Raw genomic sequence first — 21,407 nt, 5'->3', positions numbered from 1 at the left:
ATGCCTCTGATGATTAAGTTTAGTGTAACGCTTCTTGCCACGCTGATCGCGGCAAGCGTCCAGGCCGCGACGGTGGAGTTGCGGATCCTGGAAACCACTGATTTACATAGCAACATGATGGATTTTGATTACTACAAAGACAGTGCGACGGAAAAATTCGGACTGGTGCGCACCGCCAGCCTGATCAACGCCGCCCGCCAGGAAGTCAAAAACAGCGTGCTGGTGGATAACGGCGACTTAATCCAGGGAAGCCCGCTCGGCGATTATATGGCGGCCAAGGGACTGAAAGCGGGTCAGGTGCATCCGGTCTATAAAGCAATGAACACCCTGGATTACGCTGTCGGCAACCTGGGTAACCATGAATTCAACTACGGTCTCGATTACCTGCATAAAGCGCTCGCAGGGGCGAAATTCCCCTACGTAAACGCCAATATCATTGATGCGAAAAGCAAAAAACCGTTATTCACCCCCTACCTGATTAAAGAGACGGCGGTTCAGGATAAAGACGGCAAAGCACATACTCTGCGCATCGGCTATATCGGTTTTGTGCCTCCGCAAATCATGGTCTGGGATAAAGCCAATCTGAGCGGCAAAGTGACCGTCAACGACATCACCGAAACGGCCCGTAAATATGTACCGGAGATGCGTGCCAAAGGCGCAGATCTGGTGGTGGTGGTCGCCCACTCAGGCTTGTCGGCGGAACCATACCAGGCCATGGCGGAAAACTCGGTCTACTACCTCAGCCAGGTACCGGGCGTCGATGCGATTCTGTTTGGTCATGCGCACGCGGTATTCCCAAGTAAAGAGTTTGCCGCCATTAAAGGCGCAGATATCACCAAAGGCACGTTGAACGGCATTCCGGCAGTGATGCCTGGCATGTGGGGCGATCATCTGGGGGTCGTCGATCTGGTGATGAACAATGACGCCGGTAAATGGCAGGTTGCCGACGCCAAAACCGAAGCACGGCCTATTTACGATGCCGCGGCGAAAAAAGCGTTGGTCGGCGAAGACAGCAAACTGGTGGCAATCCTGAAACACGATCATGACGCCACCCGCGAATTTGTCGGTAAACCGATCGGCAAGTCCGCCGACAATATGTACAGCTATTTGTCGCTGGTGCAGGACGATCCCACCGTGCAGGTGGTGAACAATGCGCAGAAAGCCTATGTTGAGCACTTTATTCAGGGCGATCCGGATCTGGCGAAACTGCCGGTCCTCTCTGCCGCCGCACCGTTTAAAGCCGGTGGACGTAAAAACGATCCCGCCAGTTTTGTTGAAGTGGAAAAAGGGCAACTGACGTTCCGCAACGCCGCAGATTTGTATCTCTACCCGAATACGCTGGTGGTGGTCAAAGCGACCGGTAAAGAGGTGAAAGAGTGGCTGGAGTGCTCAGCAGGCCAGTTTAACCGTATTGATCCGCACAGTGATAAGCCGCAAAGCCTGCTGAACTGGGACGGTTTCCGGACCTATAACTTCGATGTGATCGACGGCGTTAATTACCAGATTGATGTCACGCAACCGGCGCGCTATGACGGTGAATGCCAGAGCATCAATCCACAGGCGGAACGCATTAAGGATCTGACATTCAACGGCAAACCTGTCGATCCCAACGCCGTTTTCCTCGTCGCGACCAATAACTACCGCGCGTACGGCGGCAAGTTTGCCGGAACCGGCGATAGCCATATCGCGTTCGCCTCGCCGGACGAGAACCGTGCGGTGCTGGCAAAGTGGATCAGTGACGAATCCAAACGCGCCGGTGAAATCCACCCGGCAGCGGATAATAACTGGCGACTGGCGCCCATTCATACTGACAGTAAGCTGGATATCCGTTTTGAAACCGCGCCAACGGATAAAGCCGCCGCGTTTATCAAAGACAAGGCGCAATATCCGATGGAAAAAGTAGCAAATGACGAGATCGGTTTTGCTGTCTATAAAGTCAATTTAAGCCAATAACAGCAGTGCCCTGTCCGGCCTGAACCGCAGGCCGGATGGTGGCGGCCGTTTTATCCGATCCACGCAGCTACGCCACCTGTTGGGCATGGTGCGCCAGCACATGTGGAACATTCAGTTCAATCCAGTCCGCCAGCGCGGCAACCTTCTCCCCCACCTGCTCACCAAGCGGGGTCAGACTATACTCCACATGCGGCGGCACCACCGGATAAGAGACACGGTTGATAAAGCCATCCTGTTCCAGCCACTGCAAACTCTGCGACAGCATCTTCTCGCTGACCCCGCCCATTTTGCGGCGTAGATCGCTAAAACGATGGGTGCCATCGCGCAGCGCAATCAGGATCAACACACCCCAGCGACTGGTCACGTGCTTGAGCACTTCCCGGGAGGGACACTGCTCTGCAAACAAGTTGCCATTGCGCACTTGCTCACTCAGCGTCAGGGGGAGAGATTCTTTTTTCATACTTACCTTTTTGTACGTACTTACTAAAAGTTAGCTAAGGTGATAGCGTACCACAACACTCACCGAAATCGAAGGAGAATACCCATGATCGCACTTACCGGCGCGACCGGCCAACTGGGCCAGTTTGTGGTAGAAGAATTGCTGAAAACCGTGGCGGCGAAACAGATTGTCGCGATTGTTCGCAACCCGGCGAAAGCCGACTATCTCAGCCAACAAGGCATCCTTGTGCGTCAGGCCGATTATAACGACCAGGCAGCGCTCACTCAGGCGCTGGTCGGCGTAGATAAACTGCTGTTGATCTCCAGCAGTGAAGTCGGCCAGCGCGCCGTACAACACCGTAATGTGATCAATGCCGCCAAAGCAGCGGGTGTGAAATTTATCGCCTATACCAGCCTGCTGCATGCGGATACCTCCCCGCTAGGCCTGCATGTTGAACACATCGAAACTGAAAAGATGCTGGCTGATTCCGGCATTCCTTATGCGCTGCTGCGTAATGGCTGGTACAGCGAAAACTACCTCGCCAGCGCGCCTGCTGCACTGGCGCACGGGGTGTTTATCGGTGCGGCCGGAGAGGGCAAAATCGCCTCGGCAACCCGTGCGGATTATGCTGCCGCCGCGGCGCGCGTGATCAGCGAAGAGGGCCATGCCGGCAAGATCTACGAACTGGCGGGCGATACCGCCTGGACGTTAAGCGAACTGGCGGCGCTGCTGAGCAAAGCGAGCGGTAAAAACGTGGTGTATCAGAATCTGAGTGAAGCCGATTTCGCCGCTGCACTGAAAGAGGTGGGCCTGCCGGAGGCGTTTGCGAATCTGCTGGCGGACTCCGATGCCGGTGCAGCAAAAGGCGGTCTGTTTGACGACAGCAAAACGTTGAGCAAACTGATTGGTCGCCCGACCACACCGATTGCCGACAGCGTCGACGCCATGCTGTAAACGTTACAGACTGGTTAATTTTTGTAGCCTCCTGCCAGGTCATCCCTAATAATAGAGAGATGGCCTGTGCGGAGGAACCCGGAGTGGAAGGCGTACCAGAACAGTTTAACGACAAGCGAGATTGCGCCCGTTTTCGTCATCTGGATTTACTGCCAGGGGTCGAGCTGTACCACGCGCATATCTCCCGTTACGCCTTTGAACCGCACACCCATGAAGCCTTCGGCATTGGCGCGATTGAAACAGGAGCCGAACGTTTTCGTTATCGCGGCACGCAATATGTCGCCCCGGCTAACTCCGTCGTCACCATGAACCCCGATGAGCTGCATACTGGCGAAGCAGAAACCGCCGACGGCTGGCGTTACCGCATGGTCTATCTGGATCCAGCATTACTGGAGCAGGTTACCGGCATCCGCCACTGGTGGTTTAGCGATGTGACGCGTCACGATCCCTTGCGTACCCGGCTGATCTGCACGCAGATCCACACGCTTTGGCATACCGACGATCCGCTGGCACAACAGGGGATCCTGCTGAATCTGATCGACACTTTCCGCCCACTGGCACATCATGCGCCGCAGCGTGCTGAGGGGGCGCACCGTTTTGATCGTGTGCGCGACTACCTGCATGATAACTATATGCACAGTCTGACGCTGGATGCGCTGGCAAATGTCGCCGCGCTCAGCCCGTATCACTTCCAGCGCCAGTTCAAAGCCCATTTTCACGTCACCCCGCACCAAATGCTGATGGCGATCCGCCTGTGGCGCGCCAAAGCATTTCTCTCGCAGGGTATGCCCGCCGCCGATGTCGCTGCGGCGACCGGTTTAACCGACCAGTCGCATCTCACCCGCGCCTTTACCCATCGTTACGGCATTACGCCGGTGCGCTACCAGAAACAGGTCGCGCGCCGTTAATGCGCAACCTCATACAATATTCCTGCCTGTCACTTCCCTACACTGGTTCTGAACAAGAGAAAAATGGATGAGAAGATGATGAGTGGCGTGTTGTATGCCCTGCTTGCCGGGCTGTTTTGGGGGCTGATTTTTGTCGGGCCGCTGATTGTGCCGGATTACCCGGCGGTATTGCAATCAACCGGGCGCTACCTGGCATTGGGGCTGATTGCTCTGCCGCTGGCCTGGCTGGACCGCGTGCGCCTGCGCCAGTTGACGTGCAGCGACTGGGTCACTGCGCTGTGGCTGACAATCATGGGCAACCTGATTTATTACGTCTGCCTGGCCAGTGCTATCCAGCGTACCGGCGCGCCGGTCTCCACCATGATTATCGCCACGCTGCCGGTGGTGATCCCGGTGTGTGCCAATCTGCTCTATAGCCAGCGAGACGGTAAGCTTTCGTGGCGGCGTCTGTCGCCTGCACTGGTGTGCATTGCGCTGGGGTTGGGGTGCGTAAACATTGCTGAACTGCGCCACGGTTTGCCCGATTTCAGCGCCTGGCGCTACGGTTCGGGTATTGCGCTGGCCTTTACGTCGGTCGCCTGCTGGGCATGGTATGCATTACGTAATGCCCGCTGGCTGCGGGAAAACCCGGATAAAAATCCGATGATGTGGGCCACTGCGCAAGCGCTGGTAACGCTGCCCGTGTCGCTGGTTGGGTATATTGCCGCCACGCTGTGGCTCTCCGCACAACAGCCGGACTTTGCTCTGCCTTTCGGCCCGCGTCCGTGGGTGTTTATTGGCCTGATGTGTGTGATTGCGGTGTTTTGCTCATGGGTTGGCACGCTGTGCTGGAACATCGCCTGCCAGAGGCTGCCGACAGTGATTGTCGGCCCGCTGATTGTTTTCGAAACCCTTGCCGGGTTGCTGTATACCTTCCTGCTGCGCCAGAGTATGCCGCCGCTATTGACCTTTTGCGGCATTATCTTGCTGGTGGGTGGCGTGGTAACAGCGGTGTTATCAAAACCGGTGACAACCCGCGTTACGTCACTGAGTGATGCCACGTAACGCGGTGGGACGATGACCCGGCTGGTGAAGCCGGGTTAACGCGGTTTAGAAGGTTTCCCAGTTCGCTTCATGGAAGCTTTCCGCCGCTTTCACTGTCGGCATGCTGGCGGGTGACCGCAGCGCGGTGGTTTTGGCACGCTGTGTGCGGTTGACCTTAAATACCGCCACGGTTTCGGTCAGGCGCGCGGCCTGCTCTTCCAGTGCGGCAGCGGCGGCGGCAGACTCTTCCACCAGCGACGCATTCTGCTGCGTCACGCGATCCATCTCGGCAACGGCCTGGCCCACCTGGTCAATCCCGCGGCTCTGCTCATCAGACGCCGAGGAGATTTCCCCCATAATATCCGTCACACGCGTTACCGCGCTGACGATCTCAGCCATGGTTTCACCCGCCTGGTGAACCAGCGCCGCCCCCGCATCAACGCGGCTGCCGGAATCTTCGATCAGGCCTTTGATCTCTTTCGCCGCCTGAGCGCTACGCTGCGCCAGCGTACGGACTTCACCAGCCACGACCGCAAAACCACGCCCCTGCTCACCCGCACGGGCGGCTTCTACGGCAGCGTTCAGCGCCAGGATATTGGTCTGGAAGGCAATACCATCAATCACGTTGGTGATCTGCGCAATTTTGCTCGAGCTGGCGGCAATTTCATCCATCGTACGCACCACGCCGTCCACGACCTGACCGCCTTTTTTAGCGGTACCGGATGCATTCAGCGCCAGTTGCGTTGCCTGGCGAGCGTTGTCGGCGTTTTGTTTCACCGTCGCAGTCAACTGCTCCATGCTGGCCGCCGTCTCTTCCAGAGAAGCGGCCTGCTGTTCGGTACGGGAAGAGAGATCGTTACTACCGGCAGAGATTTCGCCCGCCCCGGTATAAATTGTATCTGCGCCATCACGCACTACACTCACCGTTTTCACCAGTGACTGTTGCATCTCCTGCACGTTTTTCGCCAGCAGCGCCATCTCATTTTTGCCATCGGCGTTAATGTTGTGCGTCAGGTCACCGGTGGCGATATGACGAATATGTCCCATCACTTCATGCAACGGTTTCAGCAGGACGCGCTGCATCGCAATCCAGCTCATGACGATCACCGCCAGCACCACCAGCATGACAAGCCCGATGATCCACATAATGCGCTGGTAATCACGTTCGTTCTCGACGATGCCTTCATTCGCCAGCACCGTCTGTGCATCACGCCATGTGCGGTAGCTTTTTTGCATCGCGGTCTGCTTCTGCTCGGCATTCTGGCGGAACATATCTTCCAGCTTGCCGGCCATCAGCAAACGGTTCATTTCCGTCAGCGTGGCATGGTAGATGCCATACTGGGTTTCCAGATCTTTCGACAGGTTCTTGTCGAGGCCCGGGGTTTCCGGAATGGCTTTATATTTGTCGAAATGCTTTTGTGCCTGATTCAGCAGTTCAGTGGCATTGTTTGCCAGTTCACTGAGCTGCCCGCCGTTAATCTGGCTGGCAGTGCTGCTTTGCAGACGCAGCATGCCGCGGTTCAGCGTCACGCGCGCCTGGTTAAGGCTGATCCAGGCATCGGTAAATTCAGAAACGTTCTGGCTGGAAACCTGGGAAACGGTGAAGTTGTTTTTATCGTTATTGAGCGCGCTGATAAACACGCCTGCAGAGATCAATTGCATGGCGCCAAGCACGAGTAACACCATGATTAACAATGTAATAACTTTAATTCGTTTAAACATCATAGGCCTATAGTAAGTGCAGGATATTGTCTGAGGTGTTTGTATCGGCAGTGCGACAGAGTTGTTTAATCTTGCAACATTCCCTTATCCGAAACTTTCCAGAAAAACCATCTGTATTCAACATGTTAACTTCGAAAGAATTTTTGTGATGAATATCACGGTTTTTTGCCTGTGAAAGGCATAAGGCCATTCCTGCTGCCCCGAAAGGGGTATATCATCGCCTGAAAGATGCATTTAAAATACAACTTATAATATCACGATGAGGTAACTGCTATGGCTTTCCGCGATCAACCCCTGGGTGAGCTGGCGCTCTCTATCCCCCGCGCCTCCGCTCTGTTCCGTAAATACGATATGGATTACTGCTGTGGCGGTAAGCAAACGCTGGGACGCTCAGCGGCCCGCAAAGAGCTGGATATTGAGGTTATCGAAGCAGAGCTGGCGAAGCTGGCGGAACAGCCAATAGACAAAGACTGGCGCACAGCGGGACTGGCGGAAATCATCGATCACATCATTGTGCGTTACCACGATCGCCACCGCGAACAGCTGCCGGAACTGATCCTGCAAGCCACCAAAGTGGAGCGCGTTCACGCTGACAAACCTAACGTGCCACGCGGTTTAACCAAATACCTGACGATGCTGCACCAGGAACTCTCCAGCCATATGATGAAAGAAGAACAAATTCTTTTCCCGATGATCAAACAGGGCATGGGGTCACAGGCGATGGGCCCGATCAGCGTGATGGAAAGCGAGCATGATGAAGCAGGTGAGTTACTGGACGTGATCAAGCACATCACGCACAACGTGACGCCGCCACCAGAAGCCTGCACCACCTGGAAAGCGATGTACAACGGCATTAATACGCTGATTGATGATCTGATGGAACACATCAGTCTGGAAAACAATAATCTGTTCCCGCGTGCCCTCGCAGGCGAAAAATAAAGGCGCCCGAGAGCGCCCTTGATTCATGGAAGTTTAGAGCCGCTTTGCGGCTCTTTTTTTATGGCTGACGGTCAGCCAGACGCTTTTTACCGGCATACAGCCAGCCTGCGCCCAGCACCACAAACCACAGAGGCGTCACCAGCAGTGCCTGTCGGGTGTCCGTTTCCAGCGTCAGCAACACCAGCACAAAGACAAAGAAGGCCATGCACACCCAGCACATCAACTTGCCCAGCGGCATTTTGTAGATGGATTGCTCATGCAGGTGCGGACGTTTCTTACGGTAGACCAGATACGAGCAAAGAATAATCGTCCAGACAAACATAAACAGGATCGCTGACACGGTCGTGATCATGGTGAACGCCGCAATCGCGCTCGGGTTCACATACAGTATCGCCACGCCGCCGAGCAGGCACAGGCAAGAGAAGGTAAGCCCCTTCGCCGGAACGGCACGCTTAGAGAGTTTGCCGAACGATTTAGGCGCAACGCCATCCTGCGCAAGGCCAAACAGCATGCGGCTGGTGGAAAAGACGCCGCTGTTGGCGGAAGAGGCCGCAGAGGTCAGCACCACAAAGTTAATGATGCTTGCCGCCGCCGGGATCCCCACCAGTACAAACAACTCCACAAACGGGCTCTTATCCGGTACCACGGAACTCCACGGCGTAACGGACATGATCACAATCAGCGCAAACACGTAAAACATAATGATGCGAACCGGAATCGAGTTAATGGCGCGCGGCAGAGACTTCTCAGGATCTTTGGTTTCCGCTGCTGTTGTGCCCACCAACTCAATCCCCACAAAGGCGAACACGGCAATCTGGAACCCGGCAAAGAAACCGCTGATGCCTTTCGGGAACCAGCCACCGTCATTCCACAGATGCGCAAAAGAGGCTTCTACGCCGGCCGGTGATTTGAAATGCATCAGCACCATCACCACACCCACGATGATCAGCGCCACAATGGCGACGATTTTGATCATCGCGAACCAGAACTCCATCTCGCCAAACATTTTCACTGTCGCGAGGTTCAGGCTCAGCAGTACAAACACCACCGCCAGCGCCGCCACCCAGTCTGACAGACCGGGGAACCAGAACTGCGCATATGCCGTGATGGCCACCACGTCCGCCATACCGGTTACCACCCAACAAAACCAGTACGTCCAACCGGTGAAGTACCCCGCCCACGGCCCCAGCAGGTCGGCGGCGAAGTCGCTAAACGATTTGTATTCGAGGTTCGACAGCAGCAACTCGCCCATTGCACGCATGACGAAAAACAGCATAAAGCCGATGATCATATAGACAAAAATGATCGATGGACCGGCGAGGCTGATGGTTTTTCCGGAGCCCATAAACAGCCCGGTGCCGATAGCACCGCCGATAGCGATGAGCTGGATATGTCGGTTAGTAAGATTGCGCCGTAGCGACTGTTCAGCCGGAGCCTGTTCGTCGGCCACGACTTTAACCTGATCTACCATGTTTAGTTCCTGTCTGTGTTGTGTTGGGGCTCTGCTGGCCTTTTTTATCTGCGCGTTCCGCCCTTTCCAGGACGCAACGATATTAGGTAAGAATCGGCGGGATGAATACTCTGAATTAAATCTAATGTTAAATATTTGTTTAAAGTGAGTGTCATATCACTTACTTAATGCGAAATAGTTCACAAAAATACACCCGATTGCGCAGTTTGCAAGATAATGTATTGATAATAGTTTTATTAACGAACGATCAACGCAGTCAGACACCCTCTCTCCTGACGGAGAGAGGTATTCATGCGGGAAATTACAGAATTTCCAGCAGTTCCACGTCGAAAATGAGCGTACTGAACGGCGGAATGGATGCGCCAGCGCCACGCTCGCCATACGCGAGGTTGTGCGGAATAGTCAGTTCCCATTTGGAACCCACCGGCATCAGCGTCAGAGCTTCGATCCAACCGGCAATCACGCCGTTGACCGGAAACTCAGCCGGTTCGCCGCGCGCCACGGAGCTGTCGAATACCGTACCATCGATGAGTTTACCGGTGTAGTGCACGCGAACGCGGTCAGTACGCGCCGGAATAGCACCTTCGCCCTGGTTGATCACGCGGAACTGCAGGCCAGATTCGGTGCTGTTCACGCCTTCACGCTCACGGTTTTCATCCAGATATTTCACGCCTTCCGCCGCCATTTCTTCAAAACGTGAACGACGAACCGCATCGGCACGCTCGTGGATTTCGCGCAGCGCGCGATGTACAACATCAACCGGTACGGCAGGTTGTTTGCCTGCCAGCGCGTCCGCGATCCCCGCGACCAGCGCTTCCGGTAACAGCCCCTCTAACCCGGATTCGCTCAGCTGCTGTCCTACCTGTAAACCAATGCCATAGCTGGCTTGCGCTTCGATCGTGTCAAAAGTTGGGGTTGTCATGGGTTTTCCTTCCATCGCTTTTTAAGGTAGCGCGCAGCATAACAGTCGCGCTGTGCCGGGTACAACTTTGTCTCAGGAAAGATGACAAATCGCGGAGAAAGGGAAAGAATAACGGAAACCAGGATAAATCCTGATTTGTGGTCGCTAGAAGCCGCTTTACACCATCAATCAGGCAGTTATCCGCCGGAGAAACAACGCTAAAAGCATAACGTGTATATACTCAACGAGACAGGACATTACATGACGCGGAGCAGGAGGAAAGCCATGCCCGGGCGCTTTGAACTGAAACCTTCCCTGGCGAAAATCTGGCACGCCCCGGACCATTTTCGCCTGATGGACCCGCTCCCGCCAATGCACCGTCGAGGCCTGATCCTCGCCGCTTTACTGGTGGTGATAGGTTTCCTGCTCCCGGCAACGGATACGACGACCACTGTCACCTCATCCGCTCCCCGCGAAGCGCAGATTGAGTTGCCTTCATCAACAACGACGCAACAAACCGCACCAGAGCAAACACCGCCGCCAGTGGTCAGTGAGCCACAGCAAACAGCTCCCTTTAGCGAGCCGCAACAGCAACAGCCCATTCAACAACAGCAACCCGCCGCTACCCCGAACCGTTCGGTCGCGTCGTCTGGCGGTATTGAGCAGCAGTGGCGCGCGTATCGCGTTGAAGAAGGGAAAACGCTGGCGCAACTGTTTCGTGACCATAACTTGCCGCCAACAGATGTGTATGCGATGGCAAAAGTAGAGGGTGACGGTAAACCGCTCAGCACATTGCAAAGCGGGCAGATGGTGAAAATTCGCCAGAACGCCAACGGCGTCGTGACCGGGCTGACCATTGAGACCGGCGGCCAGTCGGTGCTGTTCACCCGCCAGTCGGACGGCAGTTTTATTCGCGCCCGCTAACTTCACCGCCGGGTAGCGTTTTTACCCGGCGCGTTTATTGACCCACCAGATCCCTGAACAGACCAGCACCAGTGCAATCGCGTATTTGAGTTCCAGAATATTCTCACCGAGAAAAATGGCGGATAACACGGTGCCAGCAACCGGTATCACAAAGTTAAACGGTGCAATCATGCTTACGCGGTTCACTTTCAGCAACATGCTCCATAACGCAAATGCAATCGCCGACAGTAAAGTCAGGTAGCCGAGGATCGCCACCGCCGCCACGCCAGGCACGCCCAACCCACCGCCCGACAAATACCCGCCCGCCAACAGCGCGATACCGCCGATAGCCAGTTGCCAGCCGGTCATTACCGTCGGCTCGACCGTCTGAGAAATACGTTTGCCGTACAGTGTGGCAGCAGAAAGGATGAACGCCGCCAGGATAATGAATCCATCGCCGTGCCAGACAAAGCTAAAGTCACGTAATCCACTGTGGAAGTTAACCAACATGACCCCCACAAAGCCCAAAATACAGCCCAGCGCTTTGTTAAAACTGAGTTTGTCATTCTGATAGATAAAATGGGCCAGCAGAACGCTAAAGAACGTGCCAGTCGCATTCATGATCGAACCGTTTACGCCGGTGGTGAAGGCAAGACCAATATAGAAAAAGGTGTACTGCAGGGCCGTCTGGGTCACCCCCAGTATCGTCAGTTGCCCAAACTGGGCACTCGTCAGCCTGCCTATCGGTTTACGCTGCGCCAGCGCAAAAAGCAGCAATAGCGCGCCAGCAAATAAAAATCGATACCCGGCGAACACGACTTTTGACGGGATATCATCAGTGGCAATGTGAAAAAGTTCGTAGCCGCTTTTTATGGCCGGGTAAGAACTGCCCCAGAGCAAGCAACAGAGCGTAGCGCAGGCATAAGCCACATTCCGGCGGGCAAAGAGTGGCGTGGGTAAAGCAGTGTCCATGACAAATCTCAGAAATAAAATTGCGTTTCAATTTATTATCAGAGAATGCGTCTGAAATAGCTACCCTACACGGCGAAATGGCTTTTTGGTCATGCAGAAAAGCAAAACGCCGGCACAAGGCCGGCGTTTCAACATTGTTTAGAGTAAAAAATTACTCAGCAACAACGTTTACAGTCAGTTTAGCGAATACTTCGCTGTGAACCTGGAAGTCCACTTCGTGCTCACCAACAGTACGCAGAACGCCGTTCGGCAGACGAACTTCGCTCTTAGCCACTTTAACGCCAGCTGCAGTTACAGCGTCAGCGATATCGCGAGTACCGATGGAACCGAACAGTTTACCTTCGTCGCCAGATTTAGACGCGATAGTAACGCTGCCCAGTGCATTGATGCTTTCAGCACGAGCGTTAGCAGCCGCCAGAACGTCAGCCAGTTTGGCTTCCAGTTCAGCACGACGAGCTTCGAAATACTCAACGTTTTTCTTGGTAGCCGGAACAGCTTTACCCTGCGGTACCAGGAAGTTACGAGCGTAGCCCGCTTTAACGTTAACCTGATCACCCAGGCTACCCAGGTTTGCTACTTTATCAAGCAGAATAACTTGCATTACCTTATCCTCTCAAAGTCGTATTAATGGACCGTGACCGATTACTGATGACGATCAGTGTACGGCAGCAGGGACAGGTAGCGAGCGCGTTTGATAGCGCGAGCCAGCTGGCGCTGGTATTTTGCACGGGTACCGGTGATACGGCTCGGGACAATCTTACCGCTTTCGGTGATGTAGTTTTTCAGCGTAGCGATATCTTTATAGTCGATCTCTTGAACGCCTTCCGCGGTGAAACGGCAGAACTTGCGACGACGGAAATAACGTGCCATTTGGCTAGTCTCCAGAATCTATCAATTCAATCTGCTCGGCATGCAGAACCATTTTGCTCAAGCCGTTCTTTGCCTTGTGGCAACTGATGAACCCCTGAACGGTTACTGCGCTACCGACCGTTATACTGTGAGTAATGGCCTGGTTCTCTTGCCCGCTGATTATTACAGGCATTTGGCACCACGCCTGCCGGTGAAAACCGGCTTCCTCCTGCACAGAACGATGCTCAAGCACGAACTGGCAATGAGGAATTCCTGATGGGCTGACCTTACGAAGCGGCGTCCTGCACACGGTGCCGGACAACTCCAGACGGTTAACCATCAAGGATTACTCTTCAGAATCCCCAGCATCTGCATCATCTGCGGTTTCGTTTGCGAAATCATCGCGACGTTCACGACGCTCGTCTTTCGCTTTAACCATCGGAGATGCTTCGGTAACAGCGTGTTTAGTACGCATTACCATGCTACGGATAACGGCATCGTTGAAGCGGAAGTTTGTTTCCAGCTCATCGATAACTTCCTGCGGTGCTTCAACGTTCATCAGAACGTAGTGTGCTTTGTGCAGTTTGTTGATCGGGTAAGCCAGCTGACGGCGGCCCCAGTCTTCCAGACGGTGGATCGTGCCTTGCGCACCAGTGATAGCACCAGTGTAACGCTCGATCATGCCCGGAACCTGTTCGCTCTGGTCAGGATGGACCATAAAAACGATTTCGTAATGACGCATCGAATTGCTCCTTACGGATTATTCAGCCTCCTGTCTGGGTCAGCCGAATCCCGGGGAGGCAAGGAACGTGTTAAAGGTCGGCTGAAAAATTGACGCGTCATAATACTTACCTCCCTCACCAAACTCAAGTTCATTGAGCAAATAATTCGCACTAAGCGCAAAGAGAACTGGCCAGCGCCGCTTAAAATTAAAGCAAGCCTGATATGGCAATTTTTTGAACGACAGCATCAGAAATGGTCGCGATACGTTTTCAGGCGAACGCGTAAACTTTAATCAGGCCTCACCACACAGGAGGAGAGAAGTTCAAAAACGAATAACTCACGTCGTACTGGAGCGTAATATCATGAAATACATCGCTATTTTACTTACAACTTTGCTACTAAGCCTGAACGCAACAGCAGCAATCAAACTCGACAATCACCAGGCCCGCAACATGGACGATGTGCACAGCTTAGGCGTTATCTATATTAATCATAACTTCGCCACCGAAAGTGAAGCAGACCAGGCTCTCAATGACGAAACGGACGCGCAAAACGCCAAATATTACCGACCGATGCTGACCCACGAACCGGGTAGCAACGGCAACCTGCATGCCAGTGCGTATATCTACCGCTAAACACGCAGATAACCATTTTCCTTTCTGGATATTGCGGCCCCAATCCTGGGGCCGCTGTTGACAACAATTATTTCCCTTTCTGTCTTATCAAATCAGCTGCTGGCAGGTTTAATAATCCTCTGACTGCATTGTGAAAGCATGGCGGGGAAAAACATGTTCAGGCGTTTTGCAACATTACGCCAGATACCGAAAGGTGTCTGGGTGCTGGGCTGTGTCAGTATGCTGATGGATATCTCATCAGAAATGATCCACAGCTTACTGCCGCTGTTTATGGCGACTACACTCGGCGCAAGCGTAGTGATCATCGGCCTTATTGAAGGGCTGGCGGAAGCCACCGCGCTGATGGTGAAAGTCTTTTCCGGCGTGCTTAGCGACTATATTGGTAAACGCAAGGGGTTGGCGCTACTGGGCTACGGCATGGGCGCGTTGAGCAAACCGTTGTTCGCGCTGGCCTCTTCATCCGGCATGGCGTTTGGCGCGCGAATGATAGACCGCCTTGGCAAAGGGATCCGTGGCGCGCCGCGTGATGCACTTGTCGCCGACGTAACGCCTGCGGAGATCCGCGGTGCCGCCTTTGGTTTACGCCAGTCGCTGGATACCGTTGGCGCGTTTCTGGGCCCCCTGCTGGCGGTCGCCTTTATGTTGCTGTGGCATGACGACTTTCAGACCGTATTCTGGATTGCGGTGATCCCCGGCGTGATGGCCGTCGCATTGCTGTTTTTTGGCCTGCACGAACCGAAAGCGCCGATAGACAACAAACGCACTAATCCTATTCGGCGCGATAATCTTAAACGCCTGAGCAAAGCCTACTGGTGGGTGGTAGTGCTCGGTTTTATTTTTACTCTCGCCCGTTTTAGCGAAGCATTTCTGGTACTGCGCGCCCAGCAGATGGCGATCCCGCTGGCAACCATTCCGCTGGTGATGGTCGTCATGAACCTCGTCTACGCGCTGACGGCCTATCCGTTCGGCAAACTCTCAGATCGCATCAGCCACAGCCATTTATTGCAGGTTGGGTTAGTGGTGCTGATCCTCGCAGACATTGCACTGGCTCTCAGCCAACACTGGAGCATGCTGCTGCTCGGCATCGCCTTATGGGGTGTGCATATGGGGATGACGCAGGGCCTGCTGGCAACCATGGTCGCGCAGACCGCACCGGCGGAACTGCGCGGCACAGCCTTTGGCATGTTCAACCTGCTCAGCGGCATCGCCCTTCTACTGGCAAGCCTTGGCGCAGGCATTCTCTGGGAAATACATGGCGCAGCGTCAACATTCTGGGCCGGTGCGCTTATCTGCATCCTCGCTCTGATGAGTATGCGAATCGCCCCACGCCCTCCACAAGCGCAGTAATATCGGCGGGGGAGAAAACCCCGCCACGCCTGAGAAAAGACGCGCTTACCGCTGCCCGTAGTGCGCATTAAAATTCTGCGCGTTTAGAGGTGGCGAAGGAAAAAACGGACGGTTGCCTCCAGCGCCTGCGGGGTAATACGATGCGTTACTCCACTCTCCCACAAATATGTCAGATGATTGTCGAGCCCGTTATCTTGTAAAGCTTGCTGTAAACGGAAAGATTCGGCCGCCGGAACCACGTCATCCTGTTCGCCATGCCACAACAGCAACGGACGATCCGCAACGCGTGCAAGCTGGGTGCTGACATCCCACCGGGCAAGCGGTGCGATAATCGCGTCGAACTCATGCTGCTGCGCGGAGTCTGTCACCGCCAGTGGTGGAAATAGCGTGCGCGCAAGCGTTGTAAAGTAGCCAGAGCCCATCAGGCTCGCGACACAGCGCACCTCCGGGTGATGCGTCATAATACCCAGCGCCGTCATACCGCCCATGGATGCCCCACCAACCGCTAACCGCTGCCCCTCAATCAGTTTCCGGTGTTCCAGCGCATCCCGCAGTGCAGCAAACTCTTCAATATTGCCGCGGAGGATTTGCCAGAACTGGCCAAGCCGATGTTGCACATCGCCGCTAAACCGTGCGCCGTGGTCCGGCGCATCAGGCATGATGACGCGAAAACCAGCCTGCGCCAGCGCCACAGCAAAATAGCTGTAGACCAGTTTTGATGAGGTGAAACCGTGATAAAAAACCACACAGGGAAGCGGCTGCGCCTGTTTTCCCGCCGGAAAAGCATGGAGCGCTTCCACGTCGGCAAATTGTTCAGTCTGAAGCTCAATCATCGCACTCTCCTTGATCTATAGTGCAGGTATGCCACCCGCGAACACGCGGTGCAAGTCTGAATTCATCTATGGATTTAGCGACGTTGAGAGATAGGTTACGCTTTCTGGATACTTTCATTCGAAATTAGTGCTCGAGCTAACAGTTCGGGAACATTCCCCTCTAAGGGAAATTTATCAGGAACTACACTATGGCTATCAGGAGAAGGGAGAAAACAGTGCGTGTCTTGCTACCGGTACTGCTTGTTCTGTTGTTAAGCGCCTGTTCAGTACTGAACGGCAACCCGCAACCCGCGCCGCCGGTCAGCGACCATCCGCAGGAAATTCGTCGCAACCAGACGCAGGGCCTGCGGGAAATCGGCTCGGTGAGCGCTGCCGTATTGGGATCTCCTATGGATGTGGAACGTGAAATCAAGGCCAAGGCCGCCGCCGCAGACGCGAATTATTACGTTATTCAGATGCTGGATGACACCATCATTCCCGGCCGCTGGTACGGACGCGCCCTGTTGTACCGACAGTAGCGAGGCATTGATTTTCAGGATATTTACACTGCTTTGCGTCCATTGATGTTCTCCTGTGCACAATAGGATGAGATGGAATCCGTTGTGCGATGGAATGCCCTGCAATGTCTCGGGGTAACGTAAAATGGAGCTGACTATGAAACGATCTCTTGCCTTAAACTCACTGTTGCTTTCTACAGGGATGCTTAATACAACAGCGCAGCCCGCAGAGTTCGCCAGCGCAGACTGCGTGACGGGGCTGAATGAAATCGGCCTGATCTCCGTCAACAATGTCTCAGGGAGCCTACAAGACGTGGAGCGTGTTATCGCCTTAAAAGCGGATGAGCAAGGAGCCTCCTGGTATCGCATCGTCCGAATGCAGGAAGATCAACAGGTTGACAACTGGCGGGTGCAGGCCATTCTGTATGCCTGACCCCCCAAAAAGCCACCTAAATCAGGTGGCTTTTTTATTCCCCTGCCTTCCCTAAGATTATGTTATTGTAAAGAAATCGCAATGTTACATCTTGTTACATTGATGTGCTAAATGTTATCCGCTTTGTGCCGTTGAAGGAGCCTCACCCACAGATCAACGGACAAATTATGAGCGCCTTCTTTCATCGCACCGGCCTTGGTGCAAAATTGTCGCTGCTGACTGGCGCAAGCGTTGCAACGCTTTTCCTTTTATTCACTTTTCTGATGAGCAATAAAGCCAGCCAACAACTGGAAACGCTGGCTATGGAAGACCTGCATAACCAGTCCACCGGCGTGGTGGATATGGTGGAAATGTTCAACAGCAGTCTTAGTGAAGAGGTAGAAAGCTACACGCGCTTGTTTAGCAGTTTTCTGCCGCAGCCACTGAGTATCGATACGCAACAGCGCCGCGAAATCAATGGCATTGATGTGCCACTGCTTAAGGCCGGCGACACCGAACTGCACAACAATAACGCGATCCCTGATGACTTCCTGAACCGTACGGGCGCCATTGCCACGCTGTTTGTACGCAGCGGTAATGACTTTGTACGTGTCGCGACCTCGCTGCGCAAAGAGAATGGCGATCGCGCGATTGGCACCAAACTGGATCCCGCCAGCCCGGCATTCGCGTCGCTGATGCAAGGTGAGCTTTATCGTGGCCTGGCGCTGTTATTCGGTAAGCGCTATATCACCCAGTATCAACCGGTCAAAGATGCCAGCGGCAACACCATTGCGATCCTGTTTGTCGGCGTGGATATTACCCGCTCCTGGGACGTGATGCGTAATAAGATTCTCGGCCGTAAGCTGGGCGACAGCGGTCATTTCTTTGTGATCGACCGTAACGAAGGCAAGAACTACGGTAATTATCTGTTCCACGACACCGACGAAGGCAAACGCCCGCAGTGGGACGACAAGGATTTGCAAACCCTGCTGAAAAACAGCAGCGGCACACTGGCACGCCAGGATGCCACGGGCCGTACATTAATGATGTCTTACACAGCCCTGCCCGGTTGGAACTGGACGGTGGTCGGCGAAGTCGATAAAGAGATCTTGCTGAGCGATGTGACCCGCATGCGTAATCAATTCCTGCTGGCGGGCGTCGTGATTTCGCTGCTCTTTGCCGTACTCTTTGTGGTGATCATTCGCCGCTGGCTGACCCGCCCGTTACGCAGTGTGATCGATCTGGCTCAACGTTATGCCGACGGCGATCTGCGCGCCACGCTGAATGTCGATCGTCATGATGAAGTCGGTCAGTTGATCGCGGCGATCAACGGCATCGGCGACGGTCTGCATAAAATCGTGTTACAAGTCCGTGAGTCCGCAGCAGAGATCAATCTGGGCACCTCCGCATTGGCTGCAGACAGCGGTGAGATTAGTGAGCAGATCAACAAGCAGGCCAGCAGCGTGGAGGAGACATCGGCCAGCCTCGAGCAACTGACCGCAACAGTGCAACAGAATGCAGCCAATATGGAGCAAACTCAGCATCTGGTGAATGAAACCACTGACGCGGTGAAAAAAGGCGGTGAAACCGTGGATAACTCAGTCGCGACCATGGAAGACATTCGCGGCGCGTCACAGCGCATCGCCGACATTACCCATGTGATTGAATCCATTGCCTTCCAGACCAATATCCTGGCGCTGAACGCCGCCGTAGAAGCCGCCCGCGCAGGGGAACACGGCAAAGGGTTCGCCGTGGTGGCGCAGGAAGTGCGAGCGCTGGCCGCGCGCAGCGCCAACGCGGTAAAAGAGATTGAAGCGCTGATTGGCGATACGCTGAAAAAAGTGGGCGAAGGGCATGCGCAGTCGGAGGCAACACGTGTGGCAATGCAGTCGATCATCAGCCATATGGGCAATATCAATCAGCTTGTGCATGAGATTAACCAGGCCTCACATGAACAATCCGCAGGTATCAACCAGGTGAACCTGGCCATGACACATATCGGCGATGCCACGCACATCAACGCCGGACGGGTTTCCCAAAGTGAGGAAACCGCCCGGACGTTGCGGGAAAAAGGTGCGCATCTGACGGAACTGGTGAGCCTGTTCCGCTTGAAAATGGACTAACAGGCCCCACCCGTGGCGCGAAGCAGCAGGTCGTTTTGTACCTGCCCGTCAACTGGCGACACGCCGCGGGTATCCAGCATCAGCCGACACCACGCCTGTGCCATCGGCGGTGATGCGTGTTGCAGCATCTGCGCTCCGACGCCCAGTAACCACAGCTGTTGCGCCACTTCGCGCCCTTGAGCCTCATCCGGTTTACGCAACCGTTGTTGCAGTTGCCGCCACGCACGATCAAAGTGACGATCCTGGCCTTTCACCGCGCCAAACTCATCCACCAGCAGCGCCACCGCACCCGGTTGCTTACCCAACACGCGCAGCACGTCCAGACACATGACGTTTCCGGAGCCCTCCCAGATGCTGTTGACCGGCATCTCGCGATAAAGGCGAGGCAGTTCATTCTCTTCGCAGTAACCGATACCGCCCAGCACTTCCATCGCTTCAGCCACAAAAGGAATACCCGCTTTGCAGACAGCGAATTTCGCCACCGGCGTAAACAGCCGTGCCCACAATGCTTCCCGCTCATCCGCGCGGTTGTCCCAGGCGCGGGCCAGGCGAAACAGCATGGCGGTTTGCCCTTCCAGTTGTAGCGCCATACGACTGAGTACTTCCCGCATCATCGGTTGATCGACAAGGTTTTTGCCGAATGCCTGCCGCTGATGGGCATGATACAGCGCCACGGAAAACGCGCGACGCATCAGACCATGGCTACCGAGCGCGCAGTCAAGGCGCGTCAGACCGCCCATTTTCAGGATCTGCCGCACCCCTTCACCCTCTTCCCCCAGCAACCAACCGCTGGCATCGTAAAACTCAGCCTCGCTGCTGGCGTTGGAACGGTTACCGAGTTTGTCTTTCAGACGTTCCAGCCGTACGTTGTTGCGCTGACCATCGGGTAAAAAACGGGGAACAAAGAAGCAGGAGAGCCCGCCTTTTGCCTGTGCCAGTACAAGGTGCGCATCGCTTTGCGGAACCGAGAAAAACCATTTATGCCCGGTCAGCCGGTACGTATCACCGCTCTTTTCTGCCCGGGTGGTGTTACTCAGTACATCTGATCCCCCCTGCTTCTCGGTCATCCCCATGCCGATCAGCAATCCGCGTTTCTGGTCACCAGGCAGCAGATGAGGATCGTAACGATCACTGAGCAGCGGTTTTAGCCAGCCGTGAAAAGATTTTGGTAGCGACTGCACCAGCAAGGGGATGGCAGCGAACGTCATGGTGATGGGGCAAAGGGTGCCGGATTCCACCTGCGCATGCAGCACAAAACGCGCGGCACGGGCGACAAACGATCCGCTGCGTGCGTCCTCTTCCCATGCCAGATTGTGCACACGATTGGCGCACATGCCCTGCATCAGCAAATGCCAGGCAGGGTGAAAGCGTACATCGTCGAGTCGCGCGCCGGTGGCGTCGTAGCGGAGTAATTCCGGCGGATTGGCGTTAGCCAGTCGTCCAAGTTCGAGCGACTCCGCCGTGCCCAACTGCTGGCCGATGCTGGCAAGCAGTTCAGCATCCCATGCTGCGCCTTCGCGCAGCGCGGCATCATACAGTGCGCGGTCAGAAAGGAATAAGTTGCTGTTATGTAAGGGAGTCGGTTGATTGAAAACCGTATGCGTTTGCCATTGCATGCTGTGTCCCTCCGTCAGTGGCAGTCGCTATAAGTATGGACAGCCCGAGCAAACACTGCCTGGGAGTAGAGTCACAAGGCAACGATTTTGCACCCTACATTCGTGAAACAACTCACATAATTCAGCAAGAGTGCCAGCACAATGCGCCCGGCTGCACTGATGCCACCGGGCCTGCAGCTAAGCGGAG

General features: G+C 54.7%; 22 protein-coding genes. 11 read left to right on the top strand and 11 right to left on the bottom strand.

The genetic code is table 11. The features are described 5' to 3' along the window. Positions 1–9 precede the first annotated feature (9 nt). On the top strand, positions 10–1,953 hold the full coding sequence (locus tag GA0061071_RS04260; RefSeq protein ID WP_088237279.1) for a bifunctional 2',3'-cyclic-nucleotide 2'-phosphodiesterase/3'-nucleotidase: 1,944 nt from the start codon (positions 10–12) through the stop codon (positions 1,951–1,953). A gap of 67 nt (positions 1,954–2,020) precedes the next feature. Here the strand turns inward: GA0061071_RS04260 and GA0061071_RS04255 are convergent, their stop codons facing one another. Beyond that, positions 2,021–2,413 carry a winged helix-turn-helix transcriptional regulator gene (locus GA0061071_RS04255; protein WP_061498360.1) on the bottom strand — a complete coding sequence of 131 codons (393 nt, stop codon included), beginning with the start codon at positions 2,411–2,413 and terminating at the stop codon, positions 2,021–2,023. An 84-nt stretch (positions 2,414–2,497) separates the two neighbouring features. Here GA0061071_RS04255 and GA0061071_RS04250 point away from each other — a divergent pair, with 84 nt between their 5' ends. The 3 genes from GA0061071_RS04250 to GA0061071_RS04240 all read left to right on the top strand — a co-directional run bounded on the left by GA0061071_RS04250 (position 2,498) and on the right by GA0061071_RS04240 (position 5,298). Next, positions 2,498–3,346, top strand: a complete 849-nt coding sequence (locus GA0061071_RS04250; protein ID WP_061498363.1) for an SDR family oxidoreductase — start codon at positions 2,498–2,500, stop codon at positions 3,344–3,346. Between the two features lie 83 nt (positions 3,347–3,429). After that, positions 3,430–4,254 (top strand): AraC family transcriptional regulator, encoded by an 825-nt coding sequence (locus GA0061071_RS04245; RefSeq protein ID WP_061498366.1) that lies wholly within the window; start codon positions 3,430–3,432, stop codon positions 4,252–4,254. 75 nt (positions 4,255–4,329) lie between these two features. Next, positions 4,330–5,298 (top strand): DMT family transporter, encoded by a 969-nt coding sequence (locus tag GA0061071_RS04240; RefSeq protein WP_088237278.1) that lies wholly within the window; start codon positions 4,330–4,332, stop codon positions 5,296–5,298. 45 nt (positions 5,299–5,343) lie between these two features. Here the strand turns inward: GA0061071_RS04240 and GA0061071_RS04235 are convergent, their stop codons facing one another. Next, positions 5,344–6,999, bottom strand: coding sequence for a methyl-accepting chemotaxis protein (locus tag GA0061071_RS04235; protein ID WP_061500208.1), 1,656 nt, complete (start codon positions 6,997–6,999; stop codon positions 5,344–5,346). A 273-nt stretch (positions 7,000–7,272) separates the two neighbouring features. Here GA0061071_RS04235 and ytfE point away from each other — a divergent pair, with 273 nt between their 5' ends. After that, on the top strand, positions 7,273–7,938 hold the full coding sequence (gene ytfE / locus GA0061071_RS04230) for an iron-sulfur cluster repair protein YtfE (protein WP_061498372.1): 666 nt from the start codon (positions 7,273–7,275) through the stop codon (positions 7,936–7,938). Positions 7,939–7,996: 58 nt separating this feature from the next. Here ytfE and cycA read toward each other — a convergent pair whose 3' ends face one another. Further along, positions 7,997–9,409, bottom strand: coding sequence for a D-serine/D-alanine/glycine transporter (gene cycA, locus GA0061071_RS04225; protein WP_088237277.1), 1,413 nt, complete (start codon positions 9,407–9,409; stop codon positions 7,997–7,999). Positions 9,410–9,710: 301 nt separating this feature from the next. Further along, the gene (fklB, locus tag GA0061071_RS04220) at positions 9,711–10,331 is read right to left on the bottom strand and encodes a BamJ family beta-barrel-assembly machinery protein (RefSeq protein ID WP_061498382.1); all 621 of its coding nucleotides are present in this window, start codon (positions 10,329–10,331) and stop codon (positions 9,711–9,713) included. A 264-nt stretch (positions 10,332–10,595) separates the two neighbouring features. Here fklB and GA0061071_RS04215 point away from each other — a divergent pair, with 264 nt between their 5' ends. After that, complete coding sequence (locus GA0061071_RS04215; RefSeq protein ID WP_088237276.1) at positions 10,596–11,234, top strand: LysM-like peptidoglycan-binding domain-containing protein; 639 nt, start codon at positions 10,596–10,598, stop codon at positions 11,232–11,234. Positions 11,235–11,255: 21 nt separating this feature from the next. Here GA0061071_RS04215 and GA0061071_RS04210 read toward each other — a convergent pair whose 3' ends face one another. The 5 genes from GA0061071_RS04210 to rpsF all read right to left on the bottom strand — a co-directional run bounded on the left by GA0061071_RS04210 (position 11,256) and on the right by rpsF (position 13,776). Continuing rightward, on the bottom strand, positions 11,256–12,185 hold the full coding sequence (locus GA0061071_RS04210; RefSeq protein ID WP_088237275.1) for a DMT family transporter: 930 nt from the start codon (positions 12,183–12,185) through the stop codon (positions 11,256–11,258). 151 nt (positions 12,186–12,336) lie between these two features. Then, positions 12,337–12,786 (bottom strand): 50S ribosomal protein L9, encoded by a 450-nt coding sequence (gene rplI, locus GA0061071_RS04205; RefSeq protein ID WP_017459146.1) that lies wholly within the window; start codon positions 12,784–12,786, stop codon positions 12,337–12,339. Positions 12,787–12,827: 41 nt separating this feature from the next. After that, complete coding sequence (gene rpsR / locus GA0061071_RS04200) at positions 12,828–13,055, bottom strand: 30S ribosomal protein S18 (RefSeq protein ID WP_000135199.1); 228 nt, start codon at positions 13,053–13,055, stop codon at positions 12,828–12,830. A 4-nt stretch (positions 13,056–13,059) separates the two neighbouring features. Continuing rightward, entirely contained in the window at positions 13,060–13,374 is a 315-nt protein-coding gene (gene priB / locus GA0061071_RS04195) for a primosomal replication protein N (RefSeq protein ID WP_061498391.1), read from the bottom strand. A gap of 6 nt (positions 13,375–13,380) precedes the next feature. Continuing rightward, complete coding sequence (gene rpsF, locus GA0061071_RS04190) at positions 13,381–13,776, bottom strand: 30S ribosomal protein S6 (RefSeq protein WP_043955435.1); 396 nt, start codon at positions 13,774–13,776, stop codon at positions 13,381–13,383. Between the two features lie 343 nt (positions 13,777–14,119). Between rpsF and yjfY the strand changes: the two genes are divergently transcribed. Both yjfY and GA0061071_RS04180 read left to right on the top strand, forming a co-directional pair. Next, positions 14,120–14,392 carry a DUF1471 family protein YjfY gene (yjfY, locus tag GA0061071_RS04185; protein ID WP_088237274.1) on the top strand — a complete coding sequence of 91 codons (273 nt, stop codon included), beginning with the start codon at positions 14,120–14,122 and terminating at the stop codon, positions 14,390–14,392. 153 nt (positions 14,393–14,545) lie between these two features. Continuing rightward, positions 14,546–15,739: an MFS transporter gene (locus tag GA0061071_RS04180; protein WP_088237429.1), complete on the top strand. Its 1,194-nt coding sequence runs from the start codon at positions 14,546–14,548 to the stop codon at positions 15,737–15,739. Positions 15,740–15,822: 83 nt separating this feature from the next. Here GA0061071_RS04180 and yjfP read toward each other — a convergent pair whose 3' ends face one another. Further along, entirely contained in the window at positions 15,823–16,572 is a 750-nt protein-coding gene (yjfP, locus tag GA0061071_RS04175; protein WP_061498397.1) for an esterase, read from the bottom strand. A gap of 188 nt (positions 16,573–16,760) precedes the next feature. On the opposite strand from yjfP, the gene bsmA reads away from it, so the two are divergent. From bsmA to GA0061071_RS04160, 3 genes are all read left to right on the top strand, one after another. Then, positions 16,761–17,090, top strand: coding sequence for a biofilm peroxide resistance protein BsmA (gene bsmA / locus GA0061071_RS04170; protein ID WP_088237273.1), 330 nt, complete (start codon positions 16,761–16,763; stop codon positions 17,088–17,090). A gap of 124 nt (positions 17,091–17,214) precedes the next feature. Beyond that, positions 17,215–17,502, top strand: a complete 288-nt coding sequence (gene yjfN / locus GA0061071_RS04165; protein ID WP_061498404.1) for a DUF1471 family protease activator YjfN — start codon at positions 17,215–17,217, stop codon at positions 17,500–17,502. Between the two features lie 167 nt (positions 17,503–17,669). Continuing rightward, positions 17,670–19,604, top strand: a complete 1,935-nt coding sequence (locus GA0061071_RS04160; protein WP_088237272.1) for a methyl-accepting chemotaxis protein — start codon at positions 17,670–17,672, stop codon at positions 19,602–19,604. Here the strand turns inward: GA0061071_RS04160 and GA0061071_RS04155 are convergent. Next, complete coding sequence (locus tag GA0061071_RS04155) at positions 19,601–21,220, bottom strand: isovaleryl-CoA dehydrogenase (protein WP_061498409.1); 1,620 nt, start codon at positions 21,218–21,220, stop codon at positions 19,601–19,603. The genes GA0061071_RS04160 and GA0061071_RS04155 overlap by 4 nt on opposite strands. Positions 21,221–21,407 lie beyond the last annotated feature (187 nt).

It is taken from the genome of Kosakonia oryzendophytica, assembly GCF_900094925.1.
Taxonomy (GTDB): Bacteria; Pseudomonadota; Gammaproteobacteria; order Enterobacterales; family Enterobacteriaceae; genus Kosakonia; species Kosakonia oryzendophytica.
Note: the sequence above shows the minus strand (reverse complement) of the source record. Positions and strands in the feature narration are given on the sequence as shown.